This window comes from Nocardia sp. NPDC058640, from assembly GCF_042716995.1.
Classification (GTDB): Bacteria; Actinomycetota; Actinomycetes; order Mycobacteriales; family Mycobacteriaceae; genus Nocardia.
Genome location: NZ_JBHXRG010000001.1, coordinates 1 through 16,594, shown reverse-complemented (window position 1 = coordinate 16,594; position 16,594 = coordinate 1). Strand labels below are relative to the sequence as shown.

The window sequence follows — 16,594 nt, the reverse complement described above, 5'->3', positions numbered from 1 at the left end:
TCAATTGTCCAGAAGGGTGCTCAGTGGTGCGTGCGGGCGCGAACGCCCAGCACGATGGCCAGCACGCCGAAAAAGATCGCGATACCCGCACCGACGATTCCGTTTCCGGTGCCGGGACCCCCGTCGGCAGTCACGACACCGATCGCCCCGACAATCGCCGCGACCGTCCCGGCACCGATCGCGATCAAGGATCGGAGCGGACTTCCGGCCCGAACCACCGCCCAACCGCCGACGATCATCGCGGCTAGGCCGACGAACGCGGCCGACGTCGCGAAGAAGCGGTCGGTGGTCATGCCGTAGGAGTCCGCGAGGGTGGTTGTCGCGGCGGTGGCAGGCGCGGCCGTAAGGAGGGTGAGCGCCGCGGTGACAGTGGCTGCGGTGAGTGGGCGAATGGACATGGGGTGCTCCTCGTGTTGTCTGCGACGGCCGACGGACTTTGTACGGTCCGAGCCGATGAACTGATGGCCGGTCCGACGGAATCCATCGTCGGTGACTGGCACCGTGGAGTCATCGTGCGTCCGTGGACAATTCGAGCTGATACAGCTGCGGTATCGAGTACTGCGAATGAGGCAGCAGCCGGACGACTACCACCGCCGCAGTAGTCCGATTGCGGGATTCGCCGAAGCCGCGGGCGGGCTAGGGTTTGCCCATGGGCAGAACCGTCGACTGGGTGATCGCCGTCGGCGTGGCGGCAGCGCTGCTGATCACCGGGCTGAGCCGGGAGCACACGCCCACCCATCTCGACCCGCTGGGCTACACGTTGCTGGTGGTCGGCGGCCTGGCCCTGGTCGCGCAACGACGAGCGCCCGTCGCGGTGCTGGTCGTGACCGGATTGTGTGCGCTGGGCTACCAGGCGCTGGGCTTCGACGTGCCCGCCGTCGCGTTCCTGTTCGCGGTGTATTTCGCGGTCCGTGCGGGTTATCGGCTGGTCGCTGTGCTGGTCTCGGTGGCGGTGCTGGCCGCGCTGCCCCTCGCCGCGCTGGCGTCGCTGCACGACACCGCGGCGGCGCTGGCCCGCGCACGCGACGCGCTAGAGATCGCCTGGCTCATCGCCGCGGGCGCCGCAGGCGAAGCGCTGCGCCAGGCCGAGGGCCGCGCCGACGAGGCCGAACGCACCAGGGAGGAGACCGCGCGCCGTCGCGCCGACGAGGAACGGCTGCACATCGCCCGCGAGCTGCACGATTCACTCACCCACCAGATCTCGGTGATCAAGGTGCAGTCCGAGGCCGCCGTGCACGTGGCCCGCAAGCGTGGCGAGCAGGTCCCGGAAGCACTGCTGGCGATCCGCGAAGCCGGTCGCGAGGCCGCCCGCGAGTTGCGTGCCACCCTCGAGGCGCTGCGCGACGACGACACCTCCCCGCGTCCCGGGCTGGCCCATATCCCGGAACTTGTTGAGCGCGTGCGTATTACCGGCTTGAACACGATCCTGACGATCGAGGGCACACACCAGAATGTGCCCACAGCGGTCGACCGGACCGTCTATCGCATCGTCCAGGAGTCCCTCACCAACGTCACCCGTCACGCCGCCGCTACGACCGCGTCCATCCGAATCGATTACCGCACAGACAGTCTCGTGGTCGACATCGAAGACGATGGGACCGCCGGTGCGGTAATGCCGATTCCCGGCGTCGGTCTACTCGGCATGCGCGAGCGCGTCACCGCGCTGGGCGGACACCTGCACGCCGCACCGCGCACCGGCGGCGGATTCGCCGTGCATGCCGAATTACCGGTGGTGCGACCATGATTCGCGTCCTGCTGGTCGACGACCAGCCTTTGATCCGCAGCGGCTTCCGCGCCCTGCTCGACATCGAGGACGACATCGAAGTAGTCGCCGAAGCCGCCAACGGTCACGAGGGTGTCGAACTGGCCCGCCGACACCTGCCCGACATCGCCCTGCTCGACATCCAGATGCCGGTCCTCGACGGCATCGAAGCCACCCGCCGCATCGCCGCCGACCCCGCCCTGGCCGGCGTCCACGTGGTCATCCTGACCAACTACGGCCTCGACGAATACGTCCTCGAGGCCCTGCGCGCGGGTGCCGCGGGCTTCCTCGTCAAAGACATCGAACCGGAGGATTTCCTGCACGCCATCCGCGTCGCGGCCCGCGGCGACGCCCTGCTGGCCCCCTCGATCACCCGCCGCCTTATCCACCGCTTCCTCACCCAGCCGCACACCCCCACCCCCGGCACCGCACTGCACGAACTGACCACCCGCGAACGCGAAGCCGTCACCCTGGTCGCGCAGGGCCTGTCCAACGACGACATCGCCGCCCACATGACCATCAGCCCGCACACCGCCAAAACCCACATCAACCGCGCCATGGCCAAACTCCACGTCCGCGACCGAGCCCAACTGGTCGTTCTCGCCTACGAATCCGGCCTGGTCACCCCGGGTTCGGACTGACCGATCATCCACGCCGCCAAAGGCCGCCGCTGACCCACCCAGGACTTAGGTCCGCCCGACGCCCTTTCGCCCGGCGAACCCCGGGTGCTATCCCTGGATGCGACGGGTCAGTCGAGCGCGCACATCCGGCCAGTCCTCGGCGATGATCGAGAACAGCACGCTGTCACGGACGGTCCCGTCGGCTCGTCGGAAATGGCGCCGCAGAGTCCCCTCGTAAGTCGCGCCGAGCCGAGCGATCGCCTGCTGTGAGCGATGGTTTCGGACATCGGTCTTCAGCTGAACTCTCCCTGCTCGAAGAGTGCCGAATGCGTACTCCAGCAACAACAATTTGGCTTCGGGGTTGACCGCGGTGCCCCACACGGACGGCGTGTACACGGTGAACCCGATCTCCAACCCGGCATCGCGCGGATGGACGTCGAGGTAGGCGGTGACACCGACGATCGCGCCCGCAGGTTTGTCACCGATCGCCTGCCGGGTGCGCACGATCCAGATCTGCCAGTCATCGACCGACATCCGTTGCTGCAGAGCGTCTTCGAACTGTGCGAGATCGGTCGGACGCCCCGGGATATGCGCCCACACGACATCGTGATCGAGCGCGTCGAACAGCTCCGCCGAATCCGCTGCCGGATCGACAGTGCTCAACTGCACGACCCCGCCGGTCAACACCGCACCCTTCGGCACCGGCCACACCATTTCCGGCCACGCCTGGTCACCCGGACGGGGATCTGACACCGCCTGAAAGCGCTCCAACTCTGCGGTTGCACGAACCTGCCAGGCCTCGGTCGACATGTTCATCGGCCCTTCTCGTGTTTATCCATGCTTCGATGCGTCGGCACTCACCGACGCCGCGTCTAGCCGTAGTAGGCGAAGTTGCAGGTCGGGTTGGGTTCGTTCTTGACCGACAGCAGCATGCCGTTCATGGTGATCGTGCAACCCGACGCACCCTGGGCTGTCACCGTGGTCGGAACCTTGTCGTAGACCGGGTAGTCCTTCGTCCACGGCAGCGTCACGTCGGTCGCGGTCTGTTCGGCGGCGCCGTTGATCGAGTAGCGGATCGTGACCGGTCCGGTGCCACCGGTCACCGTCACTGTCGCCGTACCGACCTGTGGCCCAGTCGGTTTCGCGGCCTCAGCCGCCTTGCCGGTCGTTGACGCCGGTGCCGGAACGGCGGTGCCCGAGGTCGAGCATCCGGTCACCACCGCCGCGGCCACAGCCACACTCGCGAACAGGGCGGCACTTCTGCGCAGGGACATGGCGGCACACTATCGCGGCAGCCCGAAACCCACATCCACTACGCTCGGTGAAACCGCAGCTCAGGTAAATCACTACAAGGGGGAAAACCATGGCTGATCCACACCCGAACACCGGCGCCGTCCCGATGCCGCTGTTCAGCTCCGAGCATCACAATGACACCGGCACCGAAACCGCCGAACCCCAGTCCAGCAACCAGATGCCGACCTTCCTGGCGGCTGTGGTCCATCCAGACAACCCGTGACCGCACGCCAGGTTCATCCTGGAGGTTGAGTCGACCGCTCCTTGAGGTAGACCAGTACGGCACGCACCCGCCGGTCGTCGTCGGGTTGGATCTGCAGACCGAGCTTGTCGAATATGCGCATGACGTGGCTCTCGACAGTGCGTTTGGTGCAGCCGATGGCACGAGAGATCGCCAGGTTGGACTTGCCTTCGGCCATCGCCGAGAGGACCTCCCGCTCCCGATGCGTCAACTCGTCGATCGCGTGGCGGCCGCGACGCGGACGCTGTAGCAGCAGCGAGACCAACGACGGCTCGATCGCGATGCCACCCGCCGCGACCTGGTGCAGCGCCCCGATGAACGCCGACACATCCGCGCAGCGGTCCTTGAGCATGTACCCGATGCCCGTGGCGCCGCCACCGAGTAGGTGCACGGCCTCCTCGGTTTCGACGTGCGCGGACAGCAACATCACCGAAGTCCGTGGGAACATCGCTCTGATCTCTACGGCGGCGTCCAAGCCCTCGGTTCGGTGATTGGGCGGCATGCGAATGTCGACAATGGCCAGGTCGGGATCGTGGATACCGACCAGGTCGAACAGGGCGTCGGCGTCGCCGACCTCGCCGACAACCTCGATACCCTCGTGTTCGAGCAGATGTCGAAGTCCGGTGCGGAACAGCACTTCATCGTCGGCGAGGACTGCGCGCAACGTCATTTTCGGTCCTCCTCGTCGTTGAACGGCAGCATCGCGACCAGGGTCGTGCCTACTCCCGCAGGGCTTTCCATCCGCAGCGAGCCCCCGACCGCACCGGCCCGGTCGATCAACCCGTCGAGTCCGCCACCCCTGCTGACCGTCGCTCCACCGCAGCCGTTGTCCCGAATCGTCACCACCAACTCCGCCCCCCTGCGCTCGATGGTGATGTGCACGAACTCGGCGCCGGAATGCTTGCTCGCATTGGTAATCGCCTCCGCGGCGATGTAGTAGGCCGCGAGTTCGCTTGCCCCGCATGGACGTTCATCGAGGGAACTGGCCAGTTCGAGCGGAAGCGCACTGCGTTCGGCCAACGAGTTCAACGCCGCAACCAGTCCGTAGTCGGTCAGCGTGGCCGGATAGACCCCGCGGGCGAGCTCGCGCAATCCGTGCAGTGCCGTACGCGCGGCAACGACACCCGCGTCGAGGTGAATGCGCAGGTCATCGCTGTCGACCGACTGTTGCGCCCTGCCGAGTTGCAGTATCGCGGTGACAAGTAGCTGTTGGGCACCGTCGTGTAGGTCGCGGCCGATCCGCTGACGATGAATGTCGCCGGCGTGCACGATGCGCGCACGGGATTGCCGCACTTCGATGAGTCGCTGTTGCAGTTCGCTCTGCATACGTTCGTGTTCGAGCGCGAGCCCGGCGGCCACCCGCACCGCGGCACGAACCTCCCGCTGCGCCATCAAGGTCTTATCGTGCAACACCGCGCCGACCCGATTGCCCGCCCAGTCCACCAGGGTGACTCGCCTGCCTCGCGGCACCGGTTCCAGACAGCGCCGACCACCGCTGCTGTCGGAGTAGGTGTCAGCGACATTGTCGTAGGTCCACAATTCGAGGGTCGGGTCGCGCACGACGCGCCGCAGCGACTCGAGAAACCCATCGGTGACCGGCGTCGAACCCAACTCGGTCAGCGCGGAATGGACCGCGCCGTGCGTATGTCGATAGCGCCGCGCGATCACGATGAACACGAACGGCAACAGCACCACGCACGGATTGCGGAATCGCAGCACCCAATCTCCCGGCAGTACCCGGAGTTGGACAGTCGCGAACAATGCGAACGCGAGCACTCCGAAGCCGATCAGCGTGCTCAGGACTATCGGCGTGAAATCGGAGCGGTACGTGCGGGTTCCGGCAATCCACCGGGCCAGCACGGTGCACGCCAACATGACCGCGAATACGAGCATGGTGGCACCCACGGTGAGCTGAATCGTATGAGCCAACTCCGGCCGATGATCGATGAGCAGCAAATTCTGTGAGGTCGAGCCTGCTTCGATGAAGGCGATCCGTGGGTCGAAGAACAACCATTCACTCACCACCCCCACGGTGGCCAGTAGCCAGCACAGGCCGACGAAGACCCGTTCCCACGTCCGACGAAGGTGACCAGAGGGGTAGCCCAGGACAAGATGCACGACAATCGGTATCGCCAGATTGGTGAGTACGACACCCGCGGTGAACAGCAATGGCACATCGGATCTGCGTACCAAGCAGGCTAGCGAAAGCAGACCCGCCGCAACCATCATCTGACCGGTCGCGTGCTGCGGTCGCCGCTTCCACACCTCTAGTCCGGCGGCGACGGTGGCCAATGAAGTCGCCACCGTCACAACGAGTTCGAGGATCGAGAAGGGCGGCAGATAGTTTGCCTGATCAGCCACGAGGGCCTCCAACGGGCCCATCGACAGCGCACGCGCAGGGTCGCCCAGAGCGGCGTCCGACCAGTCGATGCCGACCACACCGATCACGGTGAGGACAGCGGTCACCGACGACACGACCGCGACTCGCCCCATGCCCCGCCCCCCGTTCGCCGGAAGGCCCAGGATATCGCGAGACATGGTGCGGGGAGCTCGATCTCGCTGCACAAGGTCGGTCGACGGCCAAAATTCTCCAATCCGACCAGTCGGTGCGGTCACCTCTGGTGAATCTGCTGCGCTTTCGATGCTAACGGCGCTGCGACGCAACGTAATCCGGGCATACACGCAATCTCGACCTCCGTGCGTACACGTAGACGGCCGTGTGCGCACGCACGCACCTCTCGGTGAATTTCCCAATAGAGGGAATGACTCGCGATCCGTACCGTAATTGAGGACAGCGAAATTCACGGACTGTCGATCATCCTCAGATACAAAGGAATTCCGATGACATTCATTTCTCAGTCCCTCAAAGTGGCCTTTGCCGCCGTCGCCATTTCTGCCGGCCTTTCCGTCGGAGCGGTCCAAGCCGCACCGTCGACCGGATCGAGTTCGGGGTCTGCGGTTTCGGCAGATCAGGCGTTCTTGAACGATCTGTCCGCCAATGGCGTCAGCACCGGAAATGCCAGTTCCGCGCTCGTCGTCGACGCCGCCCACACGGTCTGCGCTGCCCTGCGCACCGGCCAGTCGCGCTGGTCGGTCACCTACGACCTGGCATCGGGTGGAATGAACTGGAACCAGGCGAGCAAATTCGTCGCACTGTCGGCAAAGCATTACTGCCCCGCGTACTGATCAACGTTTCGACAGAATCTGCTCGGCGGCTCGTGGGGTTCCGCCGAGCAGATTCGCACACTATCTCGACCCGATCGGGCAGCGCGGTATCGACGTAAGCACCGATAGCGACGTCGCCGACTTGCACTACTCGGCAGCCAACGAAGCGAAACATCGCAATCAGCCCGGGTTTACCGCGAGATCGTCCTCGCGACGCTGGATACCGCGCGAGCACTGTGACAGGGTCAGTGGCCGACCCCGGTCGAACTCAGCTCAGCGGCGCAGCTGGTTGTGCGGAATCAGGACCGTGGTGCGCTCGTCGATCGGCTCCATCGGTTCCAGCTTCGGCTGCGTGCTCAACTTGTCCGACAGCTTCTGCCGGCCCACCGACACCAGCTTCCTGGTCACCGGGCTACCCGCGACCGCCCGCGACGCCGCAGAGATCTGCTCGTAGCGCGCCCGACCGGCCTTTGTGCCCAGCACATAACCGGCCGCTACGCCGATGATCAACCGCAGCATCTCCTGAAGCTCCTCCCACGTCTGTGTGCGCGCTCCATCCTGCCCCAGCGGCCCCGCCCGTGTCGATCCGGCCACTGTTCGACTCACACATCGTTATACGCCGCATGTGCGCAGGTAGCGCCCCGATTTGGGTTCCCGCGACACGATGCGCTAAAGTTTCATCTCGGTCAGCCCGCCAAGGCAGACCGCCTGAGTCTAGCCACTCAGGGCAATCCCCTATAGCTCAATTGGCAGAGCAGCCGACTGTTAATCGGCAGGTTTCTGGTTCGAGTCCAGATGGGGGAGCAGCAACAAGAGGTTCTGACCTGCGGATATCCGCATGCGTCAGGGCCTCTTTTTGTTTGTGTCCAAGTGCAACCGCCTTCGTACGGCCAACGGGCAGGCATGAAACCCTCGGCAATGGCAGAATAATTCGATTCGCTGCCGAGATAGTCAAGCGATTACGCTATTATTGCGTCATGGCCACCGATACTCGCGCGTCGCAGCTGGTGAGCCTCGCCAGCGAACAGTGGGGCTTGGTGACCAGTCGCCAGGCCGGTCGCGTGGTGGGTGTAAGCCCTCAGCATCTCAAGCAGATGGCCGATTCGGGGATGCTGGAGCGCGTTCGTCACGGCATGTACCGGGTGGCGCGATTCCCGTATGACATGCACCAGGACGTTCGTGTCGCGTGGATGGCGCTCGATCCAGACCGGGTGATCTGGGAGCGACTCGACGACCAGGTGCCAACCGGCGTGGTGTCGCATCGGTCGGCTGCGGTGATGCATGGGCTCGGCGATGTGGATGCCGACGTTGTCGAGCTGACAACGGTGCGGCGAGTACGACTTTCGATGTCGGAAGTCGAGCTCCGGAAGGGTCACCTCGACCGCGACGACTGGGAGGTAGTCGACGGTCTCGCAGTGACCACCCCGCTGCGGACGATCGCCGATCTTGCCGCCGAGGGAATCGATGCCGGTCATCTGGCAGGTGTTGTTCGCGACGCGCTCGGGCGCAGCGCCGTAGGGGTGGACCAGGTCGTTGCGATTCTGGCTGAGCACGCGCTCGAATACGGTTACCGACCGTTCGATGGGCAGGGGTTCCTCAGTGCGCTCATCGAGCAAGCTGGAGTACCGGAGTCAGCCGTAGCGCTGGCCAAGATCGCAGACCAGCAGGCCGGCCAAAGCGTCACCGATTCTCTTGTCGCAGCACTGGAGGCCCTGCTGCCGCCGGGCCAACTGGCGGCGGCGCTCAACAAGATCCGTAGCGAGCGAGGAGCCCGGTTCATGCCAGACCTTGTTTACCCGCTACACAACGACGTCGCTGTCGAGGTGGCGCTCGAGCCCGATGACGCGCGTGCCACCGAGATCGTCCGGCGAAGCGATCGGCAGGGCTGACCGGTGATGCGTTCTCCCGATGCGGTGCGCCGCAGCATCACCGACCACCTCCGACAGATATCCAAGTCGCAAGGACAGGACTTCAACACGCTCGCACGCAATTTCGTGATGTCGAGATTTCTCGCGCGCGTGTTTTCGGTCGACCCCGTCGGGTGGATCCTGAAAGGCGGTGTCGGGATGATGGTTCGGCTGCCGGAGTCGAGGTACAGCCGCGACATCGACTTGATGGCGGTCGACGGTGGACGTGGCTGCGACCCGGTCACCCAGCTGCGCAACGCCGTTCGCGACAATCACCTCGACCACTTCCGTTTCGAGGTCGGCGTGCCGACGCCATTGAGCAATGGCAAGGGCTCGACCGTGACAGTAAAGGCGTTGCTCGGCGGCCGGGTTTTCGACAGTTTCTCCATTGACGTGGTCGATGCTCGTCGCGAACTCGTCGGGGCGATCGAGCATCGGCCGGTTCCGAAAATGATCGCCACCGACGACTTCCCCAGCGAGGTCTGGATCGCCCTGTATCCGCTGGCTGATCAAATTGCCGACAAACTGTGCGCGATGTTCGAACGCTACGGACCAACGAGCGGTACCTCGGGTCGGTACCGCGACCTCGTCGACTTGCTGCTGGTCAGCATGTACCTACCGATCGACCTGCATTCGACGGTGTCAGCACTCGAGGCCGAACGGGCGCTACGTGGCATCACGGCACTGCCTCGGACCATGCAGGCACCTGGTCCCGATTGGGCAGCGATGTGGCCGAAGACAGCCAAGAAGAGCCCATTGGCTGTCGAACATCATGATCTGGAAGTCGCTCTGGCGACCGCCCGTGCCTGCTACGACCGCATCCTCACCAGCGTTCCTCCCGCCGACGCACCAGCGGCGTCGTGGGATCCAGAACCTCGCGCATGGATTGGCCTGGATCAGTAGGCCGACAGAGTCACCCTCGGTAACGGCAATGAGCTCCACCACGATCTGGGTCAGTCGGGCTCGGCTTGCTCCTGGAGCGACGATGAACGGCGCGGCAACCGCGACTACGGCTGCGCTGGGCACCGAGAGCACAGTGCCGAACAAGAGTTGATAGCCGTGGGGGTCTGTGAGCGGATCGGTGGACAGTCTGGAATGAAGCACGCTGTACACGCACCGCAACCAGAAAAGGCCCGCCGCACCGGCGACGAGACCAGCAGACAAGGCGACCGGTACGCGTCGCGCTTCCTTCGGTCTCACCACCCACGAACCATCCGCTCAGGCCCCCGCCGCGTACCCTTCGTTCCCCATGGCCTGCGCGGCAAGGCTCTTGCGGTACTGCTCCAGCGCCACCAGGTCGCCGAACAGCGTCATGTAGGCCTCGGGTTCCTCGCTGGCGGAGAGTCGCTGCAGCTTGGATTTGAGCTCGGCTATCTGGCGGCCTACCCAGGCTTCCTGGGTGCGGGCGAGGATGCCGGTGATGAAGCGGGGGGTGTCGTTCTGGGTGCGGACGGGCAGTTGTTCGTTGGCCAGTTCGGAGACCAGGGCGCGGATCATCAGGTCGTCGGTGTGGTCGGCCACGGCGGCTACCCATTCGGCGCCGCTCAGGCCCGCCGCGGTGCCGCCTGCTTGGGCGATCATGATGCGCACGGCCACGTAGGCGGGGTGGGTGAACGCGGCGGCGTCGATGGCGTCGAAGGCTACGCCTGCGATGCCGGGGTATTGCAGTGCGGCGCTGAGGGATTGGCGTTGCGCGTACAGGACCGGGTCGTTGGGGGCGGGGCGCACCGAGGAGCTTTCCTCCACGCGGGGGGCGGGGGCAGCCGATGCGCCGGTTTTCAGCGGCGTGGCAGTGTTGCCGCCCATCCGGTTCTTCTTGGCTTCCTCGCCGACCCGGCGCACGACCAGCTGGATGTCGTCCCAGCCGACCCAACCGGCCAGTTTGGTCGCGTACCCCTTGCGGGTGGCGTTGTCCTTGATCTGGGCCACCACGGGCACCGTGCGACGCAACGCTTCGACACGGCCCTCGACATCGTCGAGATTGTGTTCGGCGAGCAGTCCACGAATCACGAACTCGTACAACGGAGTTCGACGCGCGACCAGGTCGCGTACGGCACTGTCGCCGGAGCGCTGACGCAGCTCGCACGGGTCCTGACCGTCGGGCGCGATGGCGATATAGGTCTGTCCGGCCAGTCGCTGATCGCCACTGAAAGCCTTCAGAGCGGCGGCTTGACCGGCGGCGTCACCGTCGAAGGTGTAGATGATCTCGCCGCGCCAGAAGTTGTCGTCCATCAGAAGCCTGCGCAACACCTGCATGTGCTCTTCACCAAAAGCGGTGCCGCAGGACGCAACTGCGGTTTTCACCCCGGCCAGGTGCATGGCCATGACGTCGGTGTACCCCTCGACGACCACCGCCTGGTGCCCCTTGGAGATGTCACGCTTGGCGTGGTCGAGACCGAACAGCACCTGAGACTTCTTGTACAGCAACGTCTCCGGCGTGTTCACGTACTTGCCGGGCATGGTGTCGTCGTCGAACAGCTTGCGCGCGCCGAACCCGATCACCTCGCCGCCGAGGTTGCGGATCGGCCACAGCAGCCGACGATGGAACCGGTCGATGGGACCGCGCTTGCCCTGCTTGGACAGCCCGGCCGCTTCCAGCTCCTTGAACTCGAAACCCAAGCGCTGCAAGTGTTTTGTGAGCCCGTCCCACCCCGCGGGCGCGTAACCGCAGCCGAACTGCTGCCACGACGCCTTGTCGAAATTGCGGTCGGTCAGGTATTTGCGGGCGGTTTCGGCCTCGGGTTCGTGCAGCAACGCTGCGTAGAACTCCTGCGCGGCGGCGTTGGCGGCGACCAGCCGGGAGCGGGTGCCGCGGTCGCGCTGCACCGAGGTGCCGCCGCCCTCGTAGTTGATCTGGTAGCCGATGCGGTCGGCCATCTGCTCGACGGCCTCGACGAAACCGATGTGTTCCATCTGCTGCAGGAACTTGTAGACGTCGCCGCCCTCACCGCAGCCGAAGCAGTGGAAAAGCCCGTGGTTGGGTCGCACGTGGAACGACGGCGATTTCTCGTCGTGGAACGGGCACAGACCTTTGATCGAGTCGGCGCCCGCGCGCTTGAGCGCCACATACTCACCGACTACATCTTCGATCCGGACACGTTCACGGATCGCCGCGATATCGCGATCTGGGATTCGTCCGGCCACGGTGAGCGAGTCTAGTCGGGTCTGCTCAGCGGCAGTCCAGCGAGGCGGCGACCCGTTCGAAGCGGCTCTCGGTGTAGGAGGCGATCTGGTCGGTCACCACGCGCACGCGGGCGGCCTCGGTGGTGGCGGCGTTGAACCAGGGCAGCATCTGGTCGTCCAGGTGGGCGGGCGCGGTGGTGAGCAGGCGGTCGGCCACGGCCTGCACGCGTTCGCGCTGGGTCTGCTGACGGGCCAGGTGGCCACGGTCGGAGCGCACGTAGCGCAGGGCCATGGTCTTGAGCACGGCGACCTCGGCGGCCACGACCGGCGGCACGATCAGGTCGGCTTCGTAGCGGCGCAGCGGGACCTCGCCGTAGCGTTCGTGGGTGGCCGAGATGGCGGCGGTGGCGAAGCGGCCGACCAGTTCGCTGGTGAGGCGTTTCAGCGCCACCGAGGAGGCGAAGCTGCCGTCGTAGTTCACCGCGTCGGCCACGATGTCGAGCTCGGACAGTCGCTGCGCGGCGGCGGCCAGCGCGTCGATCGACTGGTCGGGGTGCTGGCCGTGGCCCTGTTCGGCCAGCGCCGCCTGTTCGCCGGGGTCGGCCAGCGCGCGCAGGTCGATGCGGCCCACGATCACGCCGTCCTCCACGTCGTGCACCGAGTAGGCGACGTCGTCGGACCAGTCCATGATCTGGCATTCCAGGCTCTGCTTGCGGTCGGGCGCGTCCTTGCGGACCCACGCGAGACGTTCGAGGTCGTCCTCGTAGGCGCCGAATTTGGTGCCGGAACCGCTTCTGCCCCACGGGTATTTGAGGGTGGCGTCCAGGGCGGCGCGAGTCAGGTTGAGCCCGAAGCTGTTTCCGTCGGCGTCGAGGATCTTGGGTTCGAGGCCGGTCAGGATGCGCAGGTTCTGGGCGTTGCCTTCGAAACCGCCGTAGGCGTCGGCGAATTCGTCCAGCGCGCGTTCGCCGTTGTGCCCGTAGGGCGGGTGGCCGATGTCGTGGGCCAGCCCGGCCAGGTCGACCAGGTCGGGATCGGCACCGACACCGTCGGCGATGCTGCGTCCGATCTGGGCGACTTCGAGTGAATGGGTCAGCCGGGTGCGCGGGGTGTCGCCTTCGCGCGGGCCCATGACCTGGGTTTTGTCGGCCAGGCGACGCAACGCCGCGGAGTGCAGCACGCGGGCGCGATCGCGGGAGAACTCGCTGCGGTGGCCCTTGCCCGCGGCGCCGGGCCACGCGGTCTTGCCGGGCTCGTGGACCATGCGTTCCTGGTCGTGCGCGGTATAGGTTTCGGTCATCTCACTGTCCCGCCTCGTATGGGAAGTCTGCCGAGAAATGAGTGAGCTGATACCACAGCAGCGCACCGGTTTCGCGGGCGATGCCATGGAATTGCGACTCCCTCGTGTAGACGGCCGGCCCCGTGCGAGTGGGTGCGGTCCACGCGTGCAGGCCGGCATCGCGAGCCATCGTCCTTGTCCGCAGTGAATGCCACGGATCGCTGACGAGTACGGCCGATGACATGTCGCGCTCCTGCATCGCCGCGGCCACCGCTTCGATGCTGCGCAGGGTGTCGGAGCCGGTTTCCACGGCGATGATGTTCTCGCTCGGAACGCCCTTGTCCTCCAAATACTGTTTGCCCGAAGCGGCTTCGGTGTAAAGGTCGCCCTCCTGCTTGCCGCCGACGGTGATCACCGTGGGCGCCACACCGTTCTCGTACAGCCGCCACGCCTGGTACAGCCGCGCCTCGAACACCGACGACGGCGTGCCCGAGTACTGCGCCGCGCCCAGCACCACGATCGCGTTCGCGGGCGTGTAGTCGTCGATCCGCGCGACCTGCCACACCCGAAACGCCGTCCCGGCGACCAGCACCAACCCCATCAGCACCGCGCCCGCGATCAACCGGACGAACCACACCGAGACCGTCGAAACCAGCCCGCGCGGATGCCTGACATCCGGGGCGGGCGCTGACGTTCGCGAGAAACCCGACTTCACGTTTGTCAGTCTGCCAGGTCGGTCCGACGCGTCGCGTGGTCTGCGGTCACCGCCGGGTTCCGGTCCGGTGAACGTGCCCTGCGACGCGACTACACTGGGCTGTCCTTGCGGGTCCGTACGTCGAAGAGGGCGAGATGGCACAGCAATTCGCGGTGGGTGACCATGTTCGATGGAATTCCGAGGCGGGGCACGTGTCGGGGGTCATCATCGACAAACACACCCATGATGTGGACTTCCACGGGTACACCCATCACTGCTCACCCGACGACCCGCAGTATTCGATCAAAAGCGACAAAACGGACCACATCGCCCTGCATAAGGGCGGCGCGCTGACGAAGTTGCCATGAGTGTTGTCGATCTTGTGCGCGAGGTGGTGACGTCGATTCCGGCCGGTCGGGTCGCCACCTACGGGGACATCGGGAAGCAGATCGGCGCGGGGCCGCGGCAGGTGGGGCGGGCGATGAGCGTGCTCGGTGACGATGTGCCGTGGTGGCGGGTGGTGTATGCCGACGGCAAGGCCGCGACCTGCCACGACGGCGGGGCCTTGGCGTTCCTGCTCGCCGAGGGCACTCCCCTGGTAGGCGACCGGATCGATCTGCGCCGAGCCCGGGTCACGTTCGGCTGATTCACCAGCCGCGCGCACGCCATTCGGGCAGGTTCGCACGGTCGGTGCCCAGGGTGGTGTCGTCGCCGTGGCCGGGGTGCACGACGGTGTCGTCGGGGTAGGCGTCGAACAGTTTCGTGGTGACGTCGGACAGCAGGGTGTCGAAGTCGGCGGGGCTGTGGGTTTTGCCTACGCCACCGGGGAAAAGGGAGTCGCCGGTGAACAGGTGGGTGTGGCCTTCGGTGTCGGTCAGCGCCAGCGCGATCGAGCCCGGGGTGTGGCCGCGCAGGTGGATGACGTGCAGGCTCAGGTCGCCGATGGCGATGGTGTCGCCGTCTTCGAGGCGGCGGTCGGGGCGGACCGGGATGTGGTCGGCGTCGAGGGTGTGGGCGGCGGTGGGCACGTCGAGGGTCTTGGCGACCTCGGTCAGGGCCTGCCAGTGGTCGGGGTGGCGGTGGGTGGTGACGATCTGCTCGACCTGGCCGGGGGTTTCGAGCGCGGTGAGTTCGATGATGCTCTCGGCGTCGTTGGCGGCGTCGATCAGCACGGTGGCGCCGGTGTCGGTGCTCTGGATCAGGTAGGTGTTGTTGTCCATCGGGCCCACCGACATCTTCACGATCCGGGCGCCGGGGACATCGAGCTGCTGGGCGTTTCCGCCGGGGGTGACGTGACCGGTGTAGTGGCGATCGACTGAGACCATGGGGTCGATCGTAGAAGCCACGCGCCGCGCTGTCGTGTTCGTGTCGGTGGGGACCGTTAGATTCGACACATGCCGCTGACGCGTTCGGCCCCACGTTCGGTTTCCGTGCTCTGCGCGGTGTTCGCCGTGTTGAGTCTGCTGTGCGCGCCCAGTGCGGTCGCGGAACCGCCGCAGCGGATGGGGCCGCAGGTGGTCGATGCCGCGAATGTGCTCGACGGGGGCGACGAGCAGCGGGTGCTCGATGCGGTCGACACCCTGTATCGCGATCACCAGGTCAAGCTGTGGGTGATCTATGTGCGCACGTTCGGGTCGCTGTCGGCGCGGGATTGGTCCGCGCGCACGTTCGAGCTGTCGGGGTTCAGCGAACGCGATCTGCTGTTGGCGGTGGCTACCGACGATCGTGGGTATTGGCTGGACGGCAACCTTCCCGAGGGCGTGACCGATTCGGAGATGGACTCGGTGTTCGCGAGTTCGGTGGAACCTGCTCTGCGCGACCAGAAGTGGGCGCAGGCCGCGGTCGCTACCGCCGAGGGGATCGGTTCGGAGATGAAGGGCAGCAGCGTGCCGTGGGGTGTGCTGATTCTCCTCGGGCTCGGGGTGATCGTGGTGGCCGGTGGGTTGATGTTGTTCTCGCGCAAGCGACGTGGTGATCGCGATCGTGCGGAACTGGCTACCGCACGGGAGATGGATCCGACCGATTCCGGTGCGCTGGCTCGTCTTTCGTTGCCGACGCTGCAGGCGTTATCGCGGGAACGACTGGTCGAGATCGACGATGCGGTGCGTACCAGTGCCGAGGAATTGACCTTGGCTACCAGTGAATTCGGTGACACCGCGGTGACCCCGTTCCGGTCCGCGCTCGATGCCGCGCGTGCGGCCACAGCGAAGGCGTTCGCCATTCGCCAGCAACTCGACGATTCGATTCCGGAGACGCCGGATCAGCAGCGCGCCATGCTCATCGAATTGATCACCACCACCGGCAAGGCCGATCGCGAACTCGACGCGCAGGTCACCGATTTCGACGCCATGCGCGATCTGCTGCTCGGGGCGCCCGCTCGATTGGACGGTCTCACGCGCGACGTCATCGAGCTGACCTCGACCGGTCATGGAAATAGGGTCTGACCTGCACCAGAAATGGCGAAAGGTGCTCTGACCTGCGATAATTCTTCTTGTCTAGGGAAGAAAAAT

The 16,594-nt window shown here is 65.6% G+C and carries 19 protein-coding genes and 1 tRNA gene; 10 read left to right on the top strand and 10 right to left on the bottom strand.

Features of this window, described 5'->3' with window-relative positions:
- Nucleotides 1-20: 20 nt before the first annotated feature.
- A complete protein-coding gene (locus ACFWU5_RS00100) occupies nucleotides 21-398 on the bottom strand; it encodes a DUF6223 family protein (RefSeq protein ID WP_379265589.1) in 378 nt (125 codons plus the stop codon).
- Nucleotides 399-649: 251 nt separating this feature from the next.
- On the opposite strand from ACFWU5_RS00100, the gene ACFWU5_RS00095 reads away from it, so the two are divergent.
- Together ACFWU5_RS00095 and ACFWU5_RS00090 are read left to right on the top strand one after the other, a co-directional pair.
- A complete protein-coding gene (locus ACFWU5_RS00095; protein WP_379265588.1) occupies nucleotides 650-1,744 on the top strand; it encodes a sensor histidine kinase in 1,095 nt (364 codons plus the stop codon).
- Complete coding sequence (locus tag ACFWU5_RS00090; protein WP_379265587.1) at nucleotides 1,741-2,403, top strand: response regulator; 663 nt, start codon at nucleotides 1,741-1,743, stop codon at nucleotides 2,401-2,403. Before ACFWU5_RS00095 ends, ACFWU5_RS00090 begins: the two co-directional genes overlap by 4 nt.
- A gap of 87 nt (nucleotides 2,404-2,490) precedes the next feature.
- Here the strand turns inward: ACFWU5_RS00090 and ACFWU5_RS00085 are convergent, their stop codons facing one another.
- Nucleotides 2,491-3,198, bottom strand: a complete 708-nt coding sequence (locus ACFWU5_RS00085) for a GNAT family N-acetyltransferase (protein ID WP_379265586.1) — start codon at nucleotides 3,196-3,198, stop codon at nucleotides 2,491-2,493.
- 56 nt (nucleotides 3,199-3,254) lie between these two features.
- Nucleotides 3,255-3,656, bottom strand: a complete 402-nt coding sequence (locus ACFWU5_RS00080) for a hypothetical protein (protein ID WP_379265585.1) — start codon at nucleotides 3,654-3,656, stop codon at nucleotides 3,255-3,257.
- A gap of 89 nt (nucleotides 3,657-3,745) precedes the next feature.
- Between ACFWU5_RS00080 and ACFWU5_RS00075 the strand changes: the two genes are divergently transcribed.
- A complete protein-coding gene (locus tag ACFWU5_RS00075) occupies nucleotides 3,746-3,898 on the top strand; it encodes a hypothetical protein (protein WP_379245862.1) in 153 nt (50 codons plus the stop codon).
- Nucleotides 3,899-3,911: 13 nt separating this feature from the next.
- Here ACFWU5_RS00075 and ACFWU5_RS00070 read toward each other — a convergent pair whose 3' ends face one another.
- Nucleotides 3,912-4,586 (bottom strand): response regulator, encoded by a 675-nt coding sequence (locus ACFWU5_RS00070; protein ID WP_379245864.1) that lies wholly within the window; start codon nucleotides 4,584-4,586, stop codon nucleotides 3,912-3,914.
- Nucleotides 4,583-6,409 carry a sensor histidine kinase gene (locus ACFWU5_RS00065; protein WP_379265584.1) on the bottom strand — a complete coding sequence of 609 codons (1,827 nt, stop codon included), beginning with the start codon at nucleotides 6,407-6,409 and terminating at the stop codon, nucleotides 4,583-4,585. Before ACFWU5_RS00065 ends, ACFWU5_RS00070 begins: the two co-directional genes overlap by 4 nt.
- A 348-nt stretch (nucleotides 6,410-6,757) precedes the next feature.
- Between ACFWU5_RS00065 and ACFWU5_RS00060 the strand changes: the two genes are divergently transcribed.
- Nucleotides 6,758-7,102, top strand: a complete 345-nt coding sequence (locus ACFWU5_RS00060; RefSeq protein WP_379245868.1) for a DUF732 domain-containing protein — start codon at nucleotides 6,758-6,760, stop codon at nucleotides 7,100-7,102.
- Nucleotides 7,103-7,354: 252 nt separating this feature from the next.
- On the opposite strand, the gene ACFWU5_RS00055 is transcribed toward ACFWU5_RS00060, so the two are convergent.
- On the bottom strand, nucleotides 7,355-7,600 hold the full coding sequence (locus ACFWU5_RS00055) for a hypothetical protein (protein WP_379245869.1): 246 nt from the start codon (nucleotides 7,598-7,600) through the stop codon (nucleotides 7,355-7,357).
- 212 nt (nucleotides 7,601-7,812) lie between these two features.
- Between ACFWU5_RS00055 and ACFWU5_RS00050 the strand changes: the two genes are divergently transcribed.
- From ACFWU5_RS00050 to ACFWU5_RS00040, 3 genes are all read left to right on the top strand, one after another.
- Nucleotides 7,813-7,885: transfer RNA gene (locus tag ACFWU5_RS00050), tRNA-Asn, on the top strand.
- Between the two features lie 173 nt (nucleotides 7,886-8,058).
- Nucleotides 8,059-8,970 carry a type IV toxin-antitoxin system AbiEi family antitoxin domain-containing protein gene (locus ACFWU5_RS00045; RefSeq protein ID WP_379265583.1) on the top strand — a complete coding sequence of 304 codons (912 nt, stop codon included), beginning with the start codon at nucleotides 8,059-8,061 and terminating at the stop codon, nucleotides 8,968-8,970.
- Between the two features lie 6 nt (nucleotides 8,971-8,976).
- Nucleotides 8,977-9,891 carry a nucleotidyl transferase AbiEii/AbiGii toxin family protein gene (locus ACFWU5_RS00040; protein ID WP_379265582.1) on the top strand — a complete coding sequence of 305 codons (915 nt, stop codon included), beginning with the start codon at nucleotides 8,977-8,979 and terminating at the stop codon, nucleotides 9,889-9,891.
- A gap of 315 nt (nucleotides 9,892-10,206) precedes the next feature.
- Here the strand turns inward: ACFWU5_RS00040 and dnaG are convergent, their stop codons facing one another.
- The 3 genes from dnaG to ACFWU5_RS00025 are packed head-to-tail and all read right to left on the bottom strand — an operon-like array spanning nucleotide 10,207 to nucleotide 13,991.
- Complete coding sequence (gene dnaG, locus ACFWU5_RS00035; protein WP_379265581.1) at nucleotides 10,207-12,132, bottom strand: DNA primase; 1,926 nt, start codon at nucleotides 12,130-12,132, stop codon at nucleotides 10,207-10,209.
- Between the two features lie 25 nt (nucleotides 12,133-12,157).
- Entirely contained in the window at nucleotides 12,158-13,411 is a 1,254-nt protein-coding gene (locus ACFWU5_RS00030) for a deoxyguanosinetriphosphate triphosphohydrolase (RefSeq protein ID WP_379265580.1), read from the bottom strand.
- A gap of 1 nt (nucleotide 13,412) precedes the next feature.
- Entirely contained in the window at nucleotides 13,413-13,991 is a 579-nt protein-coding gene (locus tag ACFWU5_RS00025) for a YdcF family protein (protein ID WP_379246084.1), read from the bottom strand.
- A 248-nt stretch (nucleotides 13,992-14,239) separates the two neighbouring features.
- Between ACFWU5_RS00025 and ACFWU5_RS00020 the strand changes: the two genes are divergently transcribed.
- Both ACFWU5_RS00020 and ACFWU5_RS00015 read left to right on the top strand, forming a co-directional pair.
- Entirely contained in the window at nucleotides 14,240-14,452 is a 213-nt protein-coding gene (locus tag ACFWU5_RS00020; RefSeq protein ID WP_379245885.1) for a DUF2945 domain-containing protein, read from the top strand.
- Nucleotides 14,449-14,730, top strand: a complete 282-nt coding sequence (locus ACFWU5_RS00015; protein ID WP_379265579.1) for an MGMT family protein — start codon at nucleotides 14,449-14,451, stop codon at nucleotides 14,728-14,730. Before ACFWU5_RS00020 ends, ACFWU5_RS00015 begins: the two co-directional genes overlap by 4 nt.
- A gap of 1 nt (nucleotide 14,731) precedes the next feature.
- Here ACFWU5_RS00015 and ACFWU5_RS00010 read toward each other — a convergent pair whose 3' ends face one another.
- Nucleotides 14,732-15,409 (bottom strand): MBL fold metallo-hydrolase, encoded by a 678-nt coding sequence (locus ACFWU5_RS00010; protein ID WP_379265578.1) that lies wholly within the window; start codon nucleotides 15,407-15,409, stop codon nucleotides 14,732-14,734.
- A 69-nt stretch (nucleotides 15,410-15,478) separates the two neighbouring features.
- Here ACFWU5_RS00010 and ACFWU5_RS00005 point away from each other — a divergent pair, with 69 nt between their 5' ends.
- The gene (locus tag ACFWU5_RS00005) at nucleotides 15,479-16,528 is read left to right on the top strand and encodes a TPM domain-containing protein (protein WP_379265577.1); all 1,050 of its coding nucleotides are present in this window, start codon (nucleotides 15,479-15,481) and stop codon (nucleotides 16,526-16,528) included.
- The last annotated feature ends 66 nt before the right edge of the window (nucleotides 16,529-16,594 follow it).

What these genes read in the sequence shown, in the direction of transcription:
- ACFWU5_RS00100 (WP_379265589.1), bottom strand. Translation starts at nt 398, where the DNA reads ATGTCCATTCGCCCACTCACCGCAGCCACTGTCACCGCGGCGCTCACC.
- ACFWU5_RS00095 (WP_379265588.1), top strand. Translation starts at nt 650, where the DNA reads ATGGGCAGAACCGTCGACTGGGTGATCGCCGTCGGCGTGGCGGCAGCG.
- ACFWU5_RS00090 (WP_379265587.1), top strand. Translation starts at nt 1,741, where the DNA reads ATGATTCGCGTCCTGCTGGTCGACGACCAGCCTTTGATCCGCAGCGGC.
- ACFWU5_RS00085 (WP_379265586.1), bottom strand. Translation starts at nt 3,198, where the DNA reads ATGAACATGTCGACCGAGGCCTGGCAGGTTCGTGCAACCGCAGAGTTG.
- ACFWU5_RS00080 (WP_379265585.1), bottom strand. Translation starts at nt 3,656, where the DNA reads ATGTCCCTGCGCAGAAGTGCCGCCCTGTTCGCGAGTGTGGCTGTGGCC.
- ACFWU5_RS00075 (WP_379245862.1), top strand. Translation starts at nt 3,746, where the DNA reads ATGGCTGATCCACACCCGAACACCGGCGCCGTCCCGATGCCGCTGTTC.
- ACFWU5_RS00070 (WP_379245864.1), bottom strand. Translation starts at nt 4,586, where the DNA reads ATGACGTTGCGCGCAGTCCTCGCCGACGATGAAGTGCTGTTCCGCACC.
- ACFWU5_RS00065 (WP_379265584.1), bottom strand. Translation starts at nt 6,409, where the DNA reads ATGGGGCGAGTCGCGGTCGTGTCGTCGGTGACCGCTGTCCTCACCGTG.
- ACFWU5_RS00060 (WP_379245868.1), top strand. Translation starts at nt 6,758, where the DNA reads ATGACATTCATTTCTCAGTCCCTCAAAGTGGCCTTTGCCGCCGTCGCC.
- ACFWU5_RS00055 (WP_379245869.1), bottom strand. Translation starts at nt 7,600, where the DNA reads ATGCTGCGGTTGATCATCGGCGTAGCGGCCGGTTATGTGCTGGGCACA.
- ACFWU5_RS00045 (WP_379265583.1), top strand. Translation starts at nt 8,059, where the DNA reads ATGGCCACCGATACTCGCGCGTCGCAGCTGGTGAGCCTCGCCAGCGAA.
- ACFWU5_RS00040 (WP_379265582.1), top strand. Translation starts at nt 8,977, where the DNA reads ATGCGTTCTCCCGATGCGGTGCGCCGCAGCATCACCGACCACCTCCGA.
- ACFWU5_RS00030 (WP_379265580.1), bottom strand. Translation starts at nt 13,411, where the DNA reads ATGACCGAAACCTATACCGCGCACGACCAGGAACGCATGGTCCACGAG.
- ACFWU5_RS00025 (WP_379246084.1), bottom strand. Translation starts at nt 13,991, where the DNA reads ATGGGGTTGGTGCTGGTCGCCGGGACGGCGTTTCGGGTGTGGCAGGTC.
- ACFWU5_RS00020 (WP_379245885.1), top strand. Translation starts at nt 14,240, where the DNA reads ATGGCACAGCAATTCGCGGTGGGTGACCATGTTCGATGGAATTCCGAG.
- ACFWU5_RS00015 (WP_379265579.1), top strand. Translation starts at nt 14,449, where the DNA reads ATGAGTGTTGTCGATCTTGTGCGCGAGGTGGTGACGTCGATTCCGGCC.
- ACFWU5_RS00010 (WP_379265578.1), bottom strand. Translation starts at nt 15,409, where the DNA reads ATGGTCTCAGTCGATCGCCACTACACCGGTCACGTCACCCCCGGCGGA.
- ACFWU5_RS00005 (WP_379265577.1), top strand. Translation starts at nt 15,479, where the DNA reads ATGCCGCTGACGCGTTCGGCCCCACGTTCGGTTTCCGTGCTCTGCGCG.